At 48.8% G+C, this 19379-nt stretch carries 21 protein-coding genes and 12 tRNA genes; 30 read left to right on the top strand and 3 right to left on the bottom strand.

Features of this window, described 5'->3' with window-relative positions:
* The first annotated feature begins 89 nt into the window (after positions 1–89).
* The 22 genes from PVOR_RS26610 (at position 90) to PVOR_RS26505 (ending at position 11047) form a co-directional block, all read left to right on the top strand.
* Positions 90–166: transfer RNA gene (locus tag PVOR_RS26610), tRNA-Asp, on the top strand.
* A gap of 68 nt (positions 167–234) precedes the next feature.
* A tRNA-Phe gene (locus PVOR_RS26605) sits at positions 235–310 on the top strand.
* Between the two features lie 21 nt (positions 311–331).
* Positions 332–407 (top strand) — tRNA-Thr (locus PVOR_RS26600).
* A 4-nt stretch (positions 408–411) separates the two neighbouring features.
* Positions 412–496: transfer RNA gene (locus PVOR_RS26595), tRNA-Tyr, on the top strand.
* Positions 497–502: 6 nt separating this feature from the next.
* Positions 503–576: transfer RNA gene (locus PVOR_RS26590), tRNA-Trp, on the top strand.
* A 22-nt stretch (positions 577–598) separates the two neighbouring features.
* Positions 599–671: transfer RNA gene (locus PVOR_RS26585), tRNA-His, on the top strand.
* Between the two features lie 46 nt (positions 672–717).
* Positions 718–793 (top strand) — tRNA-His (locus tag PVOR_RS26580).
* Positions 794–812: 19 nt separating this feature from the next.
* Positions 813–887, top strand: a tRNA-Gln gene (locus PVOR_RS26575).
* A gap of 15 nt (positions 888–902) precedes the next feature.
* Positions 903–977 (top strand) — tRNA-Gly (locus PVOR_RS26570).
* A gap of 11 nt (positions 978–988) precedes the next feature.
* Positions 989–1062, top strand: a tRNA-Cys gene (locus PVOR_RS26565).
* Between the two features lie 12 nt (positions 1063–1074).
* Positions 1075–1151, top strand: a tRNA-Arg gene (locus tag PVOR_RS26560).
* A 7-nt stretch (positions 1152–1158) separates the two neighbouring features.
* Positions 1159–1238 (top strand) — tRNA-Leu (locus tag PVOR_RS26555).
* A 631-nt stretch (positions 1239–1869) separates the two neighbouring features.
* Entirely contained in the window at positions 1870–2169 is a 300-nt protein-coding gene (locus tag PVOR_RS26550; RefSeq protein WP_006212661.1) for a hypothetical protein, read from the top strand.
* A gap of 73 nt (positions 2170–2242) precedes the next feature.
* Entirely contained in the window at positions 2243–2920 is a 678-nt protein-coding gene (locus tag PVOR_RS26545) for a PspA/IM30 family protein (RefSeq protein ID WP_006212660.1), read from the top strand.
* 2 nt (positions 2921–2922) lie between these two features.
* Positions 2923–3423, top strand: a complete 501-nt coding sequence (locus tag PVOR_RS26540; RefSeq protein WP_036644774.1) for a PspC domain-containing protein — start codon at positions 2923–2925, stop codon at positions 3421–3423.
* Position 3424: 1 nt separating this feature from the next.
* Positions 3425–4111, top strand: coding sequence for a PspA/IM30 family protein (locus tag PVOR_RS26535; protein WP_006212658.1), 687 nt, complete (start codon positions 3425–3427; stop codon positions 4109–4111).
* Positions 4112–4283: 172 nt separating this feature from the next.
* A complete protein-coding gene (gene liaF / locus PVOR_RS26530; protein ID WP_006212657.1) occupies positions 4284–4928 on the top strand; it encodes a cell wall-active antibiotics response protein LiaF in 645 nt (214 codons plus the stop codon).
* A 48-nt stretch (positions 4929–4976) separates the two neighbouring features.
* Complete coding sequence (locus PVOR_RS26525) at positions 4977–6050, top strand: sensor histidine kinase (RefSeq protein WP_006212656.1); 1074 nt, start codon at positions 4977–4979, stop codon at positions 6048–6050.
* Positions 6028–6678 carry a response regulator gene (locus PVOR_RS26520; RefSeq protein ID WP_036644768.1) on the top strand — a complete coding sequence of 217 codons (651 nt, stop codon included), beginning with the start codon at positions 6028–6030 and terminating at the stop codon, positions 6676–6678. The genes PVOR_RS26525 and PVOR_RS26520 overlap by 23 nt, the downstream gene beginning before the upstream one ends.
* A 165-nt stretch (positions 6679–6843) precedes the next feature.
* The gene (locus tag PVOR_RS26515; RefSeq protein WP_006212654.1) at positions 6844–7662 is read left to right on the top strand and encodes a YwmB family TATA-box binding protein; all 819 of its coding nucleotides are present in this window, start codon (positions 6844–6846) and stop codon (positions 7660–7662) included.
* Positions 7663–7799: 137 nt separating this feature from the next.
* Entirely contained in the window at positions 7800–9347 is a 1548-nt protein-coding gene (gene zwf, locus PVOR_RS26510; protein ID WP_006212653.1) for a glucose-6-phosphate dehydrogenase, read from the top strand.
* Between the two features lie 119 nt (positions 9348–9466).
* Positions 9467–11047: a peptide chain release factor 3 gene (locus tag PVOR_RS26505; protein WP_006212652.1), complete on the top strand. Its 1581-nt coding sequence runs from the start codon at positions 9467–9469 to the stop codon at positions 11045–11047.
* 82 nt (positions 11048–11129) lie between these two features.
* Here PVOR_RS26505 and sspI read toward each other — a convergent pair whose 3' ends face one another.
* Complete coding sequence (gene sspI, locus PVOR_RS26500; RefSeq protein ID WP_006212651.1) at positions 11130–11366, bottom strand: small acid-soluble spore protein SspI; 237 nt, start codon at positions 11364–11366, stop codon at positions 11130–11132.
* A 142-nt stretch (positions 11367–11508) separates the two neighbouring features.
* Between sspI and PVOR_RS26495 the strand changes: the two genes are divergently transcribed.
* From PVOR_RS26495 to yunB, 6 genes are all read left to right on the top strand, one after another.
* On the top strand, positions 11509–12171 hold the full coding sequence (locus PVOR_RS26495; protein WP_006212650.1) for a potassium channel family protein: 663 nt from the start codon (positions 11509–11511) through the stop codon (positions 12169–12171).
* A gap of 86 nt (positions 12172–12257) precedes the next feature.
* Positions 12258–13061, top strand: coding sequence for a TrmH family RNA methyltransferase (locus PVOR_RS26490; protein WP_006212649.1), 804 nt, complete (start codon positions 12258–12260; stop codon positions 13059–13061).
* 125 nt (positions 13062–13186) lie between these two features.
* On the top strand, positions 13187–13633 hold the full coding sequence (locus PVOR_RS26485) for a DUF1801 domain-containing protein (RefSeq protein WP_006212648.1): 447 nt from the start codon (positions 13187–13189) through the stop codon (positions 13631–13633).
* Between the two features lie 84 nt (positions 13634–13717).
* Complete coding sequence (locus tag PVOR_RS26480) at positions 13718–14140, top strand: SRPBCC family protein (protein ID WP_006212647.1); 423 nt, start codon at positions 13718–13720, stop codon at positions 14138–14140.
* Between the two features lie 3 nt (positions 14141–14143).
* Positions 14144–14488, top strand: a complete 345-nt coding sequence (locus PVOR_RS26475) for an ArsR/SmtB family transcription factor (protein WP_006212646.1) — start codon at positions 14144–14146, stop codon at positions 14486–14488.
* Between the two features lie 110 nt (positions 14489–14598).
* Entirely contained in the window at positions 14599–15564 is a 966-nt protein-coding gene (yunB, locus tag PVOR_RS26470) for a sporulation protein YunB (RefSeq protein ID WP_052649323.1), read from the top strand.
* A gap of 117 nt (positions 15565–15681) precedes the next feature.
* On the opposite strand, the gene PVOR_RS26465 is transcribed toward yunB, so the two are convergent.
* A complete protein-coding gene (locus PVOR_RS26465; RefSeq protein ID WP_006212644.1) occupies positions 15682–16764 on the bottom strand; it encodes a M23 family metallopeptidase in 1083 nt (360 codons plus the stop codon).
* A 222-nt stretch (positions 16765–16986) separates the two neighbouring features.
* Here PVOR_RS26465 and lipA point away from each other — a divergent pair, with 222 nt between their 5' ends.
* Together lipA and PVOR_RS26455 are read left to right on the top strand one after the other, a co-directional pair.
* The gene (gene lipA / locus PVOR_RS26460) at positions 16987–17880 is read left to right on the top strand and encodes a lipoyl synthase (RefSeq protein ID WP_006212643.1); all 894 of its coding nucleotides are present in this window, start codon (positions 16987–16989) and stop codon (positions 17878–17880) included.
* Positions 17881–17907: 27 nt separating this feature from the next.
* The gene (locus PVOR_RS26455; RefSeq protein WP_006212642.1) at positions 17908–18465 is read left to right on the top strand and encodes a YutD family protein; all 558 of its coding nucleotides are present in this window, start codon (positions 17908–17910) and stop codon (positions 18463–18465) included.
* Between the two features lie 47 nt (positions 18466–18512).
* On the opposite strand, the gene PVOR_RS26450 is transcribed toward PVOR_RS26455, so the two are convergent.
* Positions 18513–19316: an NAD kinase gene (locus PVOR_RS26450; protein ID WP_036644790.1), complete on the bottom strand. Its 804-nt coding sequence runs from the start codon at positions 19314–19316 to the stop codon at positions 18513–18515.
* Positions 19317–19379: the final 63 nt, after the last annotated feature.

Below are 19379 nucleotides of genomic sequence, written 5' to 3'. Positions count from 1 at the left end.
GTAGCTCGTCGGGCTCATAACCCGAAGGTCACAGGTTCAAATCCTGTCCCCGCAACCAATTTATATCACTTATAGTGATCATACCTTATGGAACTGTGGTGTAGAGGCCTAACATGCCTGCCTGTCACGCAGGAGATCGCGGGTTCGAATCCCGTCAGTTCCGCCATTATTTACAAGCTTCAGGGATAAGATGAGTATCCGATATGGGTTTCGTCGAAGTTCGCGAAGAACTAAGGCTCGGTAGCTCAGTCGGTAGAGCAGAGGACTGAAAATCCTCGTGTCGGCGGTTCGATTCCGTCCCGAGCCACCATGTAATTTTATAATTGTGTATGCCGGTGTAGCTCAATTGGTAGAGCAACTGACTTGTAATCAGTAGGTTGGGGGTTCAAGTCCTCTCGCCGGCACCATTATGGAGGATTAGTGAAGTGGCTAAACACGGCAGACTGTAAATCTGCTCTCTTCGAGTTCGGTGGTTCGAATCCATCATCCTCCACCAGTTTTTAGGGGCATAGTTTAAAGGTAGAACAACGGTCTCCAAAACCGTTGGTGTGGGTTCAATTCCTGCTGCCCCTGCCATTGAATACTTATAATGAACTTGGCGATCGTGGCGAAGGGGTTAACGCACCGGATTGTGGTTCCGGCATTCGTGGGTTCGAGACCCATCGGTCGCCCATTACTTCATTATGATTATTCTCTAGAAAAAACTATTACATTATGGCGATCGTGGCGAAGGGGTTAACGCACCGGATTGTGGTTCCGGCATTCGTGGGTTCGAGACCCATCGGTCGCCCCATAGTTTTTTTAAAAAATGTTGGGGATTAGCCAAGCGGTAAGGCAACGGACTTTGACTCCGTCATGCATAGGTTCGAATCCTATATCCCCAGCCATTGATTTTTTAATAAGCGGACGTGGCTCAGCGGTAGAGCATCGCCTTGCCAAGGCGAGGGTCGCGGGTTCGATTCCCGTCGTCCGCTCCATTTTTGTTTCTGGCGCCATAGCCAAGTGGTAAGGCACAGCTCTGCAAAAGCTTTATCCCCAGTTCGAATCTGGGTGGCGCCTCCATTACAAACTTATGTGCCCTTAGCTCAGCTGGATAGAGCGTTTGACTACGAATCAAAAGGTCAGGAGTTCGAATCTCTTAGGGCACGCCATCAGTAAGCCGGTGTGGCGGAATTGGCAGACGCGCGCGACTCAAAATCGTGAGGGAAACCGTGGGGGTTCGAGTCCCTTCACCGGCATCATCAAAAGGAATGCAGACGTTTATAGTCTGCATTCCTTTTTTCGTATTGATCTTTTGTTAGGTTAGTTACTCCACGCTAAGCCTCCGTTGCTTTTTATGATAGGGACTGATGTAAATGCTCCTCAGTATGTAGGCAGCTCCTGAATTGCACCTAACTGCATACCTTTAACTGCATGCCTTTAACGCCCCCTTTTTAATACACTATCGTACTTCATTTTACGTGGTATTAATCCCCTCACTAATCCGGGACTCGTTTAATTCTAGTGCTTTCAATCATTCATACATTAATGAATATCTTGATTTTCTTACAAGGCCTTTGTAAATCAGGACATATTACGCGACCCGCGGTATAGATCCTTTCTAAACCGACACTTTTAGCACTGCTCTAAGGTAATCAGTAATCAGACAGCAGTAGAGCTATGCTCTTGATGGTAATGATACATCCCATGGAATGAGCTGAGAGCAGATCTAGTGTAAGGGTTGGACGCAGGTCTGTAGGTGGCCCCGACTTAGGTCTAGGTTCAAAAACCGTCCGCAGGCCGTTTTAGTTCATCTTGAAATTACCTAGAATAGAGTCATAAGGTTGAACAAAAGAAACAACAATCAAATAACAGAAAGGCGGTGCATAAATGAGGAATTCAAAAGGAAATGGAATAAGTATCCTGTTGATTGGTTTAGGGATATTGGTTCTCCTGGGAATATTCGGTCCTCTGCTCGGATGGTTGTTCAGTCTTCTAATTCCAGTGCTGATGGTCGCTTTGGGATATTACGGGATCCGTAGAGGAAATACCTTAATCGGATGGATTATTCTCGGTATCGGTGTGATCTGGTTGATGGGTAAACTGTCCTGGTTGATCGGTCCGATCTTTGGAATCATCTTAATCATCTACGGGGTGTCCAGATTGAAGAATGGCAGACCACGTTACTGATATAACACAATAATGAATGGCAGGCATAAACAGCCAGATAATGATCGCGATAGAAGAGGAGGACTAAGCCAATATGAGTGTTTTCCGACGGATAAGAGACATAACCGTTGCAACATTGAATGAAAAGCTTGAACAGAGCCAGGATCCGGTTCGTTTGATCGACCAGTTCCTTCATTCAACCAGACAGGACATTGCAGAAGCAGAGAAACTGCAGCAGCAATGCCAAGTACATTCCAGACAGCTGAAACAGCAGGTGGATCAAGCAGAAACCATGCGCTATAAACGTGAAGAGCAGGCATTGCTCGCACTGAAGGCCGGTGAAGATCATCTTGCCAAACTTGCATTGCAGGAAAAGCTGATCTATGAGGAAAAAATTGAGCAGTACCAAGGCCTGTTATCCTCAAGCCTGGAGTCGCTGAAAGAAATCGATGAACAGCTCGGCGAGCTGCGCATGGAATATCAGACGGTGTACAGCAAACGGCAATATTACGTTGCCCGGGTCGAGACCCTTCGTCTTCAACAGAAAATGAATGAACGTACGGGATCCTACGGCGGCGGTCAAGATGTACCCAAGATGTTCAATCGCCTAGAAGATCGCATCAGTGATTGGGAATTGGAAGCCAGAAGCCTTCGCGATTTACGGCGCATGGGGCAAGAATACATGAATCAGGCTGGTGAATCGGTCTCCACTGTATTGGAAAAGGAACTTGCCCGCTTGAAGCAAAAGCTGAATAACAGCGGAAAGGAGTAAACATGACTAGATTGTACCGTTCCACCCGCGACAAAATGTTCACAGGGTTGATCGGCGGTATATCCGATTATTTCGGAGTCGAATCGACCCTACTCAGAATCATATTTGTAATCAGTATCTTTTTTACAGGCGGTACAACGCTCTTAATATATCTGATTGCATCCCTCGTAGTTCCCAAAGAACCGTATTATCACGATCCGTACGGACCACCACGGGGAAGACAGGGCGGCGGATATCGTTACAACGATAATCCAGGACCAGGTCCAGGCTACAATGGTTACAACGACGGTTATGGACGCCAAGGCTATCCTAATGAACATGGGATCTTTGGTCCGAAATATGACCGCTCTGGGCGTCCGGATGGAGGACATGGCGCAAGAAACAACGCGTCCCCGGATTCCGATCTGGATGCAATGATGAAGGATATCGAGAAGAAGGCAATGCAGAAAGAAATTGAAGAACTTAAGAAAAAACTTTCGGACTATGAGAAGGGAGATAAATAACATGGGAGTATTTAAAAGACTTAAAGATATGACAAAGGCATCGGTGAATGAACTGCTGGATAAAGTAGAGGATCCGATCGTAATGTTGAATCAGTACCTGCGCGATATGGAGGCAGAAATTCATGAAGCAGAGGTAACGGTTGCGAAGCAAATGGCTAACGAGCGCCGCATGAAGCAGCGTGTGGATGAGGCAGTAAAAATGGCTGCACAACGCGAAGCACAAGCTGAATTGGCTCTGAAAAACGGTCAAGAAGAAGTGGCTCGCAAGCTGCTTGAAGAAAAAATTTATTTCGATCAAAAAGAAACCGAGTATGTGGAGCTGCACCTGCAATCCGAGGCTCAAGCGAAAGAGCTTGTCGCTCAGCTGCATGAAATGAAAGACGAGTTCTACAAAATGCGTAACAAGCGCAATGAGCTCGTAGCCCGCGCTCAAATGGCTAAAGCGAAGAAACAGATGTCTCAAGTGAGCAGCCTGCACACGATTGAAAGCGGCAGTGCTTCGATGGGCTTCCACCGTATGGAGGAAAAAATTATGCAGTTGGAAGCAGAAGCTGATGTGCTCCGTGCACCATACCGTCCTAACAATGCTGTATACACCAGCCCGGTGGATGCTGAGAAGCAGTTGAAGGTGGATGAGCAGCTGCAAGCTTTGAAAAACAAAATGGGTAATTCCTCAAAGTCAGAGTAATTGCTTAACAAGTTAGCAAAATAAGTACAAACCATATTCGAAATCCATGTTCATATGATATGCTATACGGTATGATAGTTGTCCGAATAGTACAGGTAAAGCCATACAGTGTGGAGTGTCACACTGATATGGCTTTTCCGAGCTTATATCTTGGTCATCAAGGAGGTGCGACATGGACAGAAACCGCTGGATTGCAGTTGGTTTAATCAGCTTGGGATTCATTATGCTTTTCGGCCGATGGTTTGGTTTCTTCACCATTGTCGCCCTGCTGCTCATGTTTGCAGGTGTCCTTCAGATCAGGGAAAGTCACGTGAAGAAGGGATACATTCTGCTCGGAGTAGGTGCCGTGATGCTGCTGCTGGAGCATCTCATGCTGATTATCGGCATCAGCTTGATTTCGCTAGGTATTTTTTATGGTAAGTCCAAACGGGCTCATACAACAACAGGATACATTCAGAAGCAGAACTTTATGTCCAACTTTGATTGGGACCGTGCACCGTGGGTGATGCGAAGTCTGAGTGTGTGGCATGTGCTTGGAGAGGCCGATGTGGACCTATCGCTTGCGCTTCCTGAGGAACGCCAAACCGTCCTGATGTTCCACGGAATGCTGGGCGATATTGATCTGATGATTCCTGACTATTATGGGGTGGAGATCGAAGCATCGATACTGTTTGGCTCCATTCATATGGACGATCGGAAGGAAACCGGCATCCTCAATCGAGTTCGATATAAATCGCCTAATTATGAGGCCAGTGAGTATAAGGTGAAATTCATTGTTTCTTATTTAGGCGGAGATTTGAATATAAGAATGACCTAATAAATGCAGAAGCATTGTTTTGTTTAAACCATTCAGGAGGGTTGCCCCGTGGAAACAGAAAAGAAAGCAAATATGATTACCCGACATATGCGCGAGGGGACCCTTCTTGGATTGGTTGTCATGCTCGTTGTTCTTTATTTATTATATACATATGGTTATCTTAAGCCGTTTGATTCGTGGAAGAACCGGATCGAAGCCGGCATTACTCTGGTACTGCTGCCGATTGGACTTGGAGCCATTTATGGATTCTTTCAAGGATATCGGGTAAAGCGCCGGGTCGATCTTGTAAGGGAAACACTGGTAAACTGGGAAAAAGGCAGCCTAACGGACGTAATGCCCGATATCGGTGAAGATGAAGTGGGCAGGCTAGGCGAGCAGCTGGTTAAGATCAGCAAACGCTGGGAGGATCAAGTATCTTCCCTGCAGCGACTGTCTACGAACAATGCGCAGCTTGCAGAGCAAGCCAGAGTCACGGCGATTGTAGAAGAGCGGCAGCGTCTGGCACGCGAGCTTCATGATGCGGTTTCTCAGCAGCTGTTTGCGATCTCGATGACCGCAACAGCCGTAGGAAGAACGCTGGATAAGGATTTTGACAAAGCACAGCGTCAGGTCGCGCTGATTGAGGAAATGTCGGCCGTTGCACAGTCGGAGATGAGAGCACTACTTCTTCATTTGCGGCCGGTCTATCTCGAAGGAAAAGCGCTTGAGCAAGGACTGAAGGATCTGATCAAGGAACTGCGGATCAAAGTACCTATGGAAATTACGTTTGAGATGGACGATGACATACATTTGCTAAAAGGGATCGAGAATCATCTGTTCCGTATCGTTCAGGAGGCGATGTCGAATACACTTCGGCACTCCAAGGCGGAGAAGATGGATATTCGCATTCATCGTAAGCAGAACACCGTTCGGGTGATGCTGAGGGACGACGGGATCGGATTCGAGTTGGATGACAAGAAACAAACTTCCTACGGTCTGTCCACGATGCAGGAACGGGTAACGGAGATCGGGGGCTCGGTACAATTCATTACAGCACCGGGCAAAGGGACGCGAATTGAGATTGTTGTGCCGCTCATAAATGACGAACGTAAACGGGGGGATGGAGATGGAAACACCGATTAAGGTGCTGCTGGTGGATGATCATGAGATGGTTCGGATCGGTTTGGCAGCCGTTCTGGGTACAGAGGATGGCATCGAGGTTGTTGGTGAAGCCGGCAGCGGCGAGGAAGGGATACGCTTAGCCCAGGAATATCATCCAGATGTGGTGCTCATGGACTTGGTGATGGACGGAATGGACGGGATCGAGACGACGCGTCAATTGATGAATCAGTTCCCGAATCTTAAGGTTATTGTACTGACCAGCTATCTGGACGATGAGAAGATGTATCCGGTTATCGAAGCAGGCGCCTTCAGTTACTTGTTAAAGACTTCCCGCGCTTCAGAAGTAGCCGATGCGATACGTGCAGCCGCACGGGGGCAGTCGGTACTCGAGTCGCAGGTTGCCTCCAAGATGATGAATCGCTTCCGACATCCGCAAAATGAAGCACCGGCCCATAACGACCTCACGGATCGTGAGATGGAAGTGCTGCGATTGGTGGCCCAGGGCAAGTCGAATCAGGATATTGCTGATGATTTGATTATAGGCATCAAAACCGTGAAGTTTCATGTGACTAATATTTTGGGCAAGCTGGGTGTAGAAGATCGTACCCAGGCGGCCATATATGCATATAAGAACGGGTTGGCTGAGTAAGAACGGCCGGCTCTATTTTTTTAAGATATAGAATTTATAAGTTATCAGCAGGCTGATGAATTTAATGGCGAGAGGCGCATTTTTCATGTTGGGTGTATAAATCCGCTGTGACGAGGCTATCCTTTTAGTAGATTGATAGATTCGTACGGGGAGGCGTGGCTGACGATGCGGAAGATGCGATTACAGATTATTGTGATGATGTTGTTGCTGTGTGGAGCGGCAGGTGTCATGGCGGGTTTTGCAGGAACAACGAAGGACAATATGGGCGTAACGGTTCCGCAAGCGAAAGCAGTCTCAACCTCGGCAGGATGGGAAGCAGCAGGTGTGGCAGCAAAAAGCGATCTGGAGCTCCTTGTCGATCTGGGGGAGGAACACATGGACCCTTCGGCTCTCTTAACGGTAAAAATTCAAGGAGAAATCATAAATACCGTATCTGCGGATCAAGCTAAGATGCTTGCGGATCAGTTAGCGGGAGCTATTGGGCTGTCAGAGGTCACTACGGCTCGACTTCATGGAAACGAAGTATTCCATGCTGAAGCGAAGGTTTCCGGCGTATCTGCGCAGCTGGATTGGGCGCTCAGCGAGGAGGGTAGCAGTTACATCAGAGTGATGCTTATTGGAGAGGCAGCAGAGCAGACCACGGAGATGATGACGATGCAGCAGAACATCCAGGATGAGATGAATCAGGCAAGCATTGCCAACACATGGAATGCGGCCATTCAGGGGTATGCATTGAAAACAAGGGGTGTCGAGGAGACGATGAATCAGGTAGAGGAGTCCATATCCGCGGAAGTGCCGATTCGCTCGGTTGAAGATTATGCGGATGTCACAACTTTGAGTCGTTCATATGAGGCTCCATCCTTGGATGCTTTCGTGATGAGTGGCAGCACACCCATTCATATGCAGATGGCGGTGCATGAAGATTCGGTGAAGAAAAGTAATAGAATAACGATCGGATTTCCCGTCATTACAATAGAGTACTGAAAATGATTTCTGAAACTCCGATGAAAAAATGTGGAATGAGATAGCATACTTTATATGAATATGCTAAAATGTCATCACATCGTGTTAAGTTCCGATGCATAAAAATACACTATAATTCATAGAAAGAATGAGGAGCCATGGCTGAAAATCAAAATCTAGATACATTGAAGACACCGGGAGCGGTATTTTTCATCTTTGGAGCGACCGGTGATTTGGCAAGACGTAAGTTGTTTCCGGCGATCTACAGTCTTTATCGTGAAGGGAAACTGGATGAGGATTTTGCGGTAATCGGCGTGGCGCGGCGTCCGCGCACCCAGGAAGAGTTCCGCGAGGACGTTTATCGTTCGATTCAGGAATTCTGCCGATACAGTTCGGAACAGGATAGTGAATGGCATGCATTTGCACAGCATTTTGAATATAAATCTTTAGATATTAACAATATTGACGGTTTCCGTGAGCTTCGTGAACAAACAGAGCAGTTGGAGACGAAATTTAATATACCGGGTAATCGCTTGTTCTATCTGGCGCTTGCACCGGAATTGTTCGGTAGCGTATCGTTTAACCTGATGAAGGGCGGTATGCTGGACGGAGAAGGCTGGAACCGTCTGGTGATCGAGAAGCCTTTTGGCTACGATCTGGAGTCGGCTGCCAAGCTGAACGAAGAGATCCGCAAGGTGTTCAAGGAAGAGGAGATTTATCGAATCGACCACTATCTGGGCAAGGAAATGGTACAGAACATCGAAGTTATGCGTTTTGCGAATGCTTTCTTTGAGCCGCTCTGGAACAACAAGCATATTGCGAACATCCAAATTACGCTTGGCGAAACGGTTGGCGTAGAGGAGCGGGGAGGATATTACGACCATGCCGGCGCACTGAGGGATATGGGACAAAACCATATGCTGCAGTTGCTGACCATGATTGCAATGGAGCCGCCTAGCCGTCTGCTCGCAGAGGATATCCGCGACGAGAAGGTGAAGGTACTTCGTTCCCTGCGTCCATATGCCTCACATGAAGAGGTGAAGAACAACGTTGTCCGTGGCCAATATACCCACGGCTCCGCAGGCGGCAAAGATCTGCCGGCTTACCGTGAAGAGGACAAGGTTAATTCGGAATCCAATACAGAAACCTATTTTGCGGCCAGAGTATTCGTGGATAACTTCCGTTGGGCGGGCGTACCGTTCTATATCCGTACAGGCAAACGCCTGCCAGTCAAAACAACCGAGGTTGTTGTCGAGTTCAAACGGATGCCAACAAATGTATATTTGGGACAGAAGCATTCTCTGGAACCTAACTTACTTGTTATCCGCGTCAACCCGATGGAAGGCATTTACGTGAAGATTAACGCCAAGAAGCCAGGTTCGGAGTCGGAGATCGCTCCTGTAGCGATGGACTTCTGTCAAAGCTGCATCGTGGGAATCAATTCGCCTGAAGCTTATGAGCGTCTGCTGCATGATGCAGCCCGCGGTGATTCCACCTACTTTACGCGCTGGGATGAAGTGGCTTCAGCCTGGTCCTTCGTGGATCGAATCGCAAACGCCTGGAGAGAGAACCAAGGGGAGCTGGAATCATATCCTGCAGGTTCTTGGGGACCCAAGAGGGCGGATGAGCTTCTGGAAGAAGACGGATTCCACTGGTGGCCCGTTAATGGTCAACTCGAGGATAACGTTGTGTGGTTGAAAAACTAACCAATTTCTAAAATTTACGTGATAAAAATCATCCTCATGCGCACCGCGTATGGGGATGATTTGCGTATTAATTGTGGTACAATGATATACATGACTTTAGTTACGAAGGGATAAGTGAAATGGCAAAGCTAATAGATGAACTGCAGCAGGAAGTGGATAAGCGACGTACGTTTGCGATTATTTCCCACCCTGACGCCGGTAAAACAACACTGACCGAGAAGCTGCTCTTGTTCGGGGGCGCCATTCGTCTGGCTGGATCGGTTAAGGCTCGTAAAGCGAGCAAGCATGCAACGAGTGACTGGATGGAGATCGAGAAGCAGCGCGGGATCTCGGTTACCTCGTCTGTTATGCAATTTGATTATTTAGGGCATCGAATTAACATATTGGATACGCCAGGTCACCAAGACTTTAGTGAAGACACCTATCGTACGTTGACGGCCGCAGACAGCGCAGTCATGTTGATTGACGTTGCGAAAGGGGTCGAGGCTCAGACCATTAAGCTGTTTCAGGTCTGTGCCAAGCGGGGCATTCCCATCTTTACGTTTATTAACAAGCTCGACCGAGAAGGACGCAGTCCGTTCGATCTCATGGAAGAGCTGGAGCAGGTGCTCGGAATCCGTTCTGTACCCATGAACTGGCCGATCGGTTCTGGACGCGATCTGTGCGGTGTATACGACAGGGTTAAGAATCAGGTTGAATTGTTCCAGGGAGACGACCATTCCAAGATTAAAGTACAGAAGGTCGAAGGCTATGAGGACCCGCTGATTCGTGAGATGGCCGGTGATTACCTGCATGATCAATTGTGCCAGGACCTGGAGCTTTTGGATGTCGCTGGCGACCAATTTGATCTGGAGAAAGTTATGCAAGGTCAGCTGACGCCCGTATTTTTTGGAAGCGCGATTAACAATTTCGGTGTTCAGACTTTCCTGGAGAACTTTCTTCAGCTTGCGCCGAAGCCGGAGCCGCGCCGCAGCACGGAGGGTGTGGTGGAACCGACCGACGAGAAGTTCTCCGGGTACGTATTCAAGATCCAAGCCAATATGAATCCGGCTCACCGGGATCGTATCGCTTTTCTGCGAATTGTGTCGGGTAAGTTCGAGCGCGGCATGAGTGTGAAACACGTTCGCGTAGGCAAGGAAATCAAGCTGTCGCAGCCGCAGCAGTTCCTGGCGCAGGATCGAGATATTGTGCAGGAGGCTTATCCTGGCGATATCATCGGTCTGTTTGACCCGGGCATTTTCCGTATCGGAGATTCCCTCAGTCAAGGACGAGAAGTGGTATTCGATGAGCTGCCAACGTTCTCCCCAGAGATTTTTGCGAAAGTAACGGTGAAGAACGCGCTCAAGCATAAGCAGTATCAAAAGGGGATTGACCAGCTGACGGAGGAGGGAACCATTCAGGTATTCCGTACCGTTAGCTTCGACGAAACAATCCTCGGGGTTGTAGGTCAGCTCCAGTTCGAGGTATTCGAATACCGGATGAAGGGTGAATATGGTGTCGATGTCCAGCTTCAGCGGATGCCGTATCAGTTCGCACGCTGGATTGTGGATGAGACCATTGATCCGTCCAAGTTCCGGATAAATTCAACGCTCGTGAAAGACAAGAAGGATAATTATGTTGTCCTGTTCGAGAATGAGTACGCAATGAGAACGGCAATCGATAAAAATCCAACCGCGAAGTTTCTAGAAACGGCTCCGTAAGTTGTAGATCGTAATGCGGTACATGAAAACAATCCCCCAGCTATGACGGCTTAGGGGATTGTTTTTTTTGTTGACCTTGGGTTTATCCTTGCAGGTTGCCGGGGGTAACGGTTTTCAAATGGTCGTGAAGGGAAGTGACAAGGCTGTTCTGCTGGGAAGCATCCATGTCTTTCCACATCATTTCAAACATCACACCGAGTCCCGGTAGCGCGGCTTCAGGCCCGTCAACGGAACCCTCGATCATGGAGCGCAGCTCTTCTTCGTCCTGGTTGTGGACTTTATGAATGACGGCCTGCCTTAGATCTAACAATATGGACATGGAAATGTTCCTCCTTGTTATGAAAGGGTCATTGTGTAATGTACCCGTTAAGCGGCCGTTACATTCAAGTATTCGGGACAGTATGATATACTGATATCATTCATATTAGGAAATGGACCTAGGCTCGTGGAGGGGTATATATATGGCTAAGAAGCAGTACGCAGTAATCGGTATGGGGCGTTTTGGCACAAGTGTTGCCAAGGAATTAAGCAGCATGGGATTTGACGTATTAGCCGTCGATGCGAGCGAACAGCGCATACAGGAAATCGCGAATTTGGTCACTCATGCCGTATCGGCAGATTCGACGGATGAAGACGCGCTTCGGGCGCTGGGCATTCGGAATTTTGACGTGGTGGTTGTGGCAATTGGCGAGGATATTCAATCCAGCATTTTGACTACGCTGATTCTGAAGGATCTTGGTGTACCGGCCATTATCGTCAAAGCGAAAAACGAGCTGCATGGTAAAGTCCTTAACAAAATCGGTGCGGACAAGGTGATATTCCCGGAACGGGACATGGGGCTTCGGGTTGCCCATCATTTGGTGTCACCGAACATTTTGGACTATATTGATTTATCGGACGACTACAGTATTATGGAGATGCTCGCTACCGGAGATCTGATCGGTCATAATCTGAGGGAGCTTGATATTCGGGCACGTTTTGGCTGCAATGTCATGGCGATCCGAAGTGACGCGGATATGAACATCTCGCCGAGTCCCGATGACCGGATAGAGGACGGCGATATTCTTGTTATCGTTGGGCATAAGAACGATTTGACAAAGCTGGAGCTTGCTTATCCGAAATGACGTCGGTAATGTGAATTTTTGTGAATGTAGTATCAGGTTGAGTGGAACTCAGCGATGTATATAAGCAAAGAACGGATGGATTAAGAATGGAGATACTATCGCCGCAGAATGCCAGGGTAAAGGGCTGGGCACAGCTGCAGGAGAAGAAACATCGAGATAAGCAAAACAAGTACGTGGTTGAAGGTATCCATCTTGTGCAGGAGGCCTTGTCATCCGGTGCGGATATCGAGTGTATAGCTTATGATATGGATAAAGGTATCCCCCTTGAACTCCGTCAAATTCCAGATAGGGGTCAAGGCGCCGAATGGATTGGCGTATCCCATGCGGTGATATCAAAAGTCAGTGATACTCCGTCCCCGCAGCCGGTGTTTGCCGTTGTTCGGAAGGAAGCGCGTCAATGGCAGGACTTGATCATGCGCGAGAACGGATTGGTCATTGTTCTGGACGGTCTTCAGGACCCAGGCAACGTGGGAACTATTATACGGGGGGCGGACGCCGTAGGTGCTGCTGGCGTTATACTAGGACGCGGCTGCGCAGATTTGTATAACCCCAAGACGTTGCGCTCTACCATGGGCTCCCTGTTTCATCTGCCGGTGCTGGAGGGCGAGCTGCTGAGCATTTTGCCGGAGGCTCGAGAGCGAGGAGCCCGATTGGTGACAACCATGCTGGAAGGGAAGCGTTCCTGCTTCGAGTATGATTTCAGAGGGACAAGCTGGATTGTAATTGGAAGCGAAGGCCGTGGTGTCTCGCCTGAGGTTGCGGCTATCGTGGATGACGCGATCCGTATCCCGATGCCGGGTCAAGCGGAATCGCTGAATGCAGCCATGGCGGCGTCTGTGCTCATGTACGAGGCACTGCGGCAAAGACATTACGCAGACACAGGTCAATAGCAGATAGGGTCTTCTTCTGGGCGGGAAAGTGATTAGGTATCGTTGCTGATCATTTTCCGGCCTTTTTAAGTTATTTTTGAGAAAATGGAAAATCTAACGGGAGAGGTAGAAAGGAGTTTATTCCAATGTATGAGCAAAAAACGAAAGAGACAGATAACAGCGTGGTGGAGTTTATCGAGCAGGTGGATTCCCCTAAAAAGCGTGAGGATGCTTATCGCTTACTTGATATTTTCGAGGAAACGAGCGGCTTTCCAGCCAAGATGTGGGGACCCAGCATCATCGGTTATGGCTCATACCATTATCGTTATGCATCCGGTCACGAGGGAGATGCGCCGCTGGTTGGGTTTTCTCCCCGAAAAGCGAAAATCAGCCTGTATTTTGCCCCTGGTGATGATAAACGGGAGGAGCTGCTGAAGAATTTCGGCAAGCATACAGCAGGCAAAGGGTGTGTGTACATTAACAAAATCGCGGATATTGACGTTGAGGTGCTGAAGCAGCTCATTCGAGAATCCATTGTCTTTTTGAACGAAACCTACCCGGATCAACATCAGGAGGATAATATTGGTATTTGACGCGAAACCTATTGGTATCATATTATGTTAAAAGGGAAACCAAATGGTTTCATAATTCAAACATAAGTGAGGTATCATTTTGCCATGGACAACCCATCAAACGGCAAGCTGCCGGATATTCGCCATACCCTTGTACTTCAAGCGCCGATCGAAAAGGTGTGGAAGGCTGTATCCACCTCGGAAGGCATTGCGGCTTGGTTTATGCCAAACAACTTTGAACCGGTGGAGGGCTTTGAGTTTGAGCTGAATGCAGGTCCATTCGGGAATTCACCCTGCAAGGTTACAATCATTGATGAGCCCAACCGTCTGTCTTTCAACTGGGGGAAGGATTGGAGCGTTACATTTGAACTGGTACAGCAAGGAGATCATACAGAATTCACGCTCATCCACGGCGGCTGGACAGCGGATCAAGTCACCGAGTTCGGAGAAGCTCACGATATTGTACGTGGCCGCATGGACGGCGGATGGGCAGGAATTGTTCAGAAGCTTGCCAGATACGTGGTTTAATCCATGTCTCAAGCTGCTGCAAAGCATGATGTTTATCAAGCCATTGCAGATCCCACGCGCCGCAAACTGCTTGGTTTGTTAAGCGATAAGGAAATGCCGGTTAAGGAAATCTCGGGGCATTTTCCAATGACGCGTACCGCCGTGTCCAAACATCTACGAATTCTGGGGGAAGCGGGGCTCGTGAAGGAACGCAAGGTTGGACGCGAGACCCGCTATCGCCTGGATGCCGAACCGCTGAAGGAATTAAAGGATTGGCTCGCTTACTTCGATCGTTTCTGGGAAAATAAACTGTCGATGCTGAAGCATTACGTAGAAGAAGAGGAAGTTCGATCCCATAAGGAAGAGTAAGGATAACCTATCCTTGCTCTTCTTTTTTGCCGTTTGTCCGCATACCCTCTATACAGGAGAGCTTGCCATGGTAAACATGCTCCTCGGGGCGTAAATAGGGGGGACCAAGCATGAGACGAAAGAGATGGGGAAGCAGACGTATATCCTTTCCGTCCCTGTCATGGCCCAGACCAAGGAGGGCTTATAAACCACCACGCAGAGGCTTTAGGCCCGTACCTCAGAGCCGGGGCCGTCCTCAGGCTGCCAAACGGCGCAGCATGAAAAAATGGTGGCTGATCGGTGCTCTGCTCCTTTTGTTTGGGATCGTTGAGTTTTTTATGTATATTGAGCAGAATCTGCGTCCGCCAATCATGCATCTTGCGCAAATCAGGGTGAAGCAGATTGCCACCGAAGCGATTAACAAAGCGATCACATCACAGGTGACCCAAGGCAAGGATTTTGATAACCTGGTTAACTGGAAAACGGATAGCAACGGCAAAGTGACGGGATTCATGCTGAATTACGCCGAGCATCTGAAGATTACGTCCCATACAACCGAGGTTGTTCAGAAGACACTGGACGACATCCATAAGCGCAAGGAACAGATTCCACTGGGCCAGGTGATGAAGAGTCCAATCATCGCTTCATTCGGTCCGCAAATCCCATTAAAGATCGAACCGCAGGGAGCGGTAAAGGTTCAGTTGGATACTAGGCAGCAGGGAGCCGGTATTAATATGATACTGGTGGAGGTATTTGTTCATATTGTAACCGAAGTGGCGGTAGTTGTTCCTTTTGACATGGAGCCACAGATTGTGGAGGCCGATATTCCCATCTCCTATCTGCTCGTGGTCGGCGATGTGCCGATGTATTATTATGATGGTCAGGGAAAGGCTGTTGGTGAGAATAAAGCTAGCGCGCCAAGCATAGCGATTCCGCCACCAGTGACGAATGAGAACAACCATAACTCGCAGCAGGAAACCCCACCGGCAACAATTCCCGGAAATCCGGTTGAGGGAAGCGATGTGCCCATTATTCCTCCTCCTTCGTCCGGTGGCGTAAGCTCAGGACAACAAGAGGGGACAGGGATCGGGGATTAAGCATTAGGGGTTAGCCTATTATTCGGAATACCTACCTGGGTTTGTACTCGGACCGTGTGATTGAATCAGTTGAGCAGTTGATGTCATTGAACGAAAAAAACGCGCCCTGAGCTAAGCTCAGGAGCGCGTCTTTTTCTTGGTTCGTCTTTCTTCTGCTTCCCAATGCTTCAGCAGCGGGTAAGGATCGAATGCCCACTCGGTGAGTCCGGTATCCCGGTAAATGCCGTAATGGAGATGAGGAGGAAATTTGCCTTGGGTTCCGGGCTTTCCGTACCCTGAGCTGCCGACCCAGCCCAGGGTTTGCCCCGGCGTCACAACATCCCCAAGCGAAATGCCTTTGTCGAAGCCTTGCAGATGGGCGTAATAGTGGTAATGGTTGTTCAGGTCACGGATGCCGATACGCCAGCCGCCGTATTTATTCCAGCCCTTGATTTCAACAACACCGTAACAGGTACTGCGAACGGGGACTCCATAATGGGCGAACAAGTCGGTTCCTTCATGGACTCTTCTGCCGCCCCAGTTGCGTCCCATTCCGAATGTGCTTCGGTAGGAATAGTCGCTTTGGACAGGCAGAGGAAAGGCATGATCGAACAAATCCAGCTTCCCAAAGGTCTCGTACAGCTTGGCATACTGCATCACGCGCTGCACGGCCCGAGTGTTCTGATAGTACGACCACAATCCGATGCTGAAATCATCAGCGGCATGCCCATACGGAGATAGTCTTGTCGCAACCGTATAGAGAAGATCGATATTATTATTGGGGTCTGCCTTGCCATCTCCGTCACCATCCAGACCGATCCCTGAAAACACGCTGATCGACATCGGATCAACATCTTCCTGATTGGGATTTAAGGGACCGGTCCATCTTGTGGGAGGGATGAAGATGCCGATTGTCCGCTCTGGATGCTTGCGATCCTTGGGATGGACCCGGGTAAGTGTTCTTTCATACTGGTCGATGGCCGCAAGGCGATACCATGGAATCTGGGTCACGGTAGCAACCTGGTCGTACAACGATTTCCGATCAGCAAAAATGGCTGCGGCATCGATGCTTTCTACGGATTCATCGGCTTTGTTTATCGCGATAGAAGCGGATGCAAACACAGGTCCGCACATGCAGCAGGCAGCGGTCACTGCAGCCACTGCTGCAGTGGTCCAGCGATAATAGATGCCGCTGCGGCTCAATGGTTGTAATATCCTCAATGTGTCCTTCTCCTCCTTCTAGATTGTCATAATTAAGGACGGACAGTCATGCCTACACTGTAGGGTGAATCGAAATAAGGATTTTTATCCATGCCGCAAGTAGATTAATCTCATATCGATGCGAAACAAGTAATATGATGGTTTTCATGATATAATATGGGACAGTAAACGATGGGTTATGTCTTGCGTTATATCATTACAATTCGAAAGAAGGTTTTTTCTTTGTCTAAAACCAAACAGCCAAAACCTGACTGGATTCGAATCAAGCTGACTACTGGCGATAATTATAAAGAAATCAAAAGCATGATGCGATCCAAGACGCTGCATACGGTGTGTGAAGAGGCTCGCTGTCCAAATATTTACGAATGTTGGGCAAACCGCACGGCAACCTTCATGATTTTGGGCGATATCTGCACCCGTGCATGCCGATTCTGTGCCGTGAATACAGGGCTCCCAACAGAGCTGGATCTGCAGGAGCCGGAACGCGTAGCGGAAGCAGCAGAACAGATGAACCTGCGCCACTGCGTAGTAACAAGCGTGGCCCGCGATGATCTGAAGGATGGCGGAGCATACATATTTGCAGAAACCGTGAAAGCCATTCGCAGACGTTTGCCGTTGTGCTCCGTGGAAGTGCTGATTCCCGACTTCATGGGAAGTGAGGAAGCACTGAAGATCGTCATGGATGTGAAGCCGGACATTCTGAACCATAACATTGAAACGGTAGAAAGAATGTCGGATCGGGTTCGTGCAAAAGCCAAGTATGAACGTTCTCTGCAATTGCTGAAGAATGCCAAAGCGATGCAGCCTGATATTCCAACCAAGTCCAGCATCATGCTGGGTGTTGGGGAGCAATGGCATGAGATCCTGGAGGCTATGGACGATCTGCGGTCCGTTGGCTGCGATATTATGACGATTGGACAATACTTGCAGCCTTCACCGAAACATCTGAATGTGGATAAGTACTATACGCCTGAAGAGTTTGCTATCTTGAAGGAAGAAGGAATGAAACGTGGATTCAGTCACGTGGAGTCCGGTCCGCTTGTGCGCAGCTCTTATCACGCCCATGAGCAAGTGAAATCTGCGGAACGCAACAAGGAAGAGACTGTACAGTCTTAACCTTTGGAAAGGCAGGGGAAGCTTTCAATGATCGTTATCGGAAACAAAAGTTATGAAGTGTTAAAGGACCATCGAAACGGCTGGAATCCGGAAGCTTTCCGTGAGCGGTACAGCGAGGTGCTGGAACGCTATGACTATATCGTGGGAGACTGGGGTTACAATCAGCTTCGACTTAAGGGTTTCTACCGGGACAACCATCCCAAGGCTGCCAAGGATTCCACCTTCTCCAGCATGTCCGATTACATTAACGAATACTGCAACTTCGGCTGCGCCCACTTTGTGCTGCAGAAATCCAAGGAGCAGAAGGAAGCGAAAGAACGGGATTCCAAAGAGCCTGCAGAGGGTCCCGCATCTCCCAAAGAAATTCGGGTAGATGGGGATCCTAAGGGAAACATGGATAACAAAGAAACCAAGGAAATGAAAGAAACACCGCAGGATGCCAATAAGGTTAGCAAGGATAACAAGAACCAGCGCGAGCGACGTGAAGCGAAGGAAGCGAGACGCGAGCAGCGCGATCTTAAGGAATCCAAAGAGAAGGAAGCCAAGCCGAAGGAGCTTAACCCTCCTGCAGAGCAGCACCAATAAAAAGATCGGTCATCTGTTTAACAGATGACCGATCTTTTTTAGTTCAATCAGCCAAGAAATGCATCCCTCACACGATTCCAGAACGGGAACGGCCGATAACGGGCAAAGCTGACCTGCTGCTCCGCCACTTGACAGCGAACGGAAACGAGATCATCAATCGAGATGTTGACATGATCGATGGTCAGCAGCAGACGCTGCTCTTTACGCGAGAATATATCACAATGATGATGCTTGGGCAGGAGGAGCGGTGAGCCCAGCGTACGGAATATCCGATTGTTAATTGAGGCGATCTCCGCGATCTGAAGGGCATCGATGGAGGGGTGTACCATGGCGCCGCCGACACTCTTGTTATAGGCCGTGCTGCCGGACGGCGTGGACACGCAAATGCCATCTCCCCTGAACATCTCAAAGGTTACGTCGTTGATGTCAATCTGAGCGACGACAGTGCCGTCAACGCCCTTAAGCGTAAATTCGTTTAAGGCAATGTAAGAGGACGTCCCTGATTTCTTATGGATTTCCAGCTGAACCAGGGGATACTTGACGAGACGCGGCTTCATGCCGCTGTGTTCGCCTTCTCCGCTCATATGATCAATTAGCTCCGTCAGTTCATCCGCCTTCCAGTCTGCATAGAATCCCAAGTGTCCCGTGTGGACACCAACAAAAGCGAGGTCAGGAATCCGGTCAATAAAAGTATGAAAGGCGTGCAGCATCGTACCGTCTCCACCGATGGAGACCACAATCTCCGGAGATTCTGCATCCAGCACAAACCCCCGCTGTTCCGCCAGCTTGTGAAACTGCTGGGTCAGCTCTACAGACAATGGGTCACCGCGGTCCAGAACATAATATCTCAAGTTGATAAGCTCCTTTGTAAAGGTTATATAAAGATGATAATCAATCTTGAAGAAGAACACAAT

This window comes from Paenibacillus vortex V453 (assembly GCF_000193415.1).
GTDB lineage: Bacteria > Bacillota > Bacilli > Paenibacillales > Paenibacillaceae > Paenibacillus_AQ > Paenibacillus_AQ glucanolyticus.
This window is presented reverse-complemented; position numbering and strand designations above follow the sequence as displayed.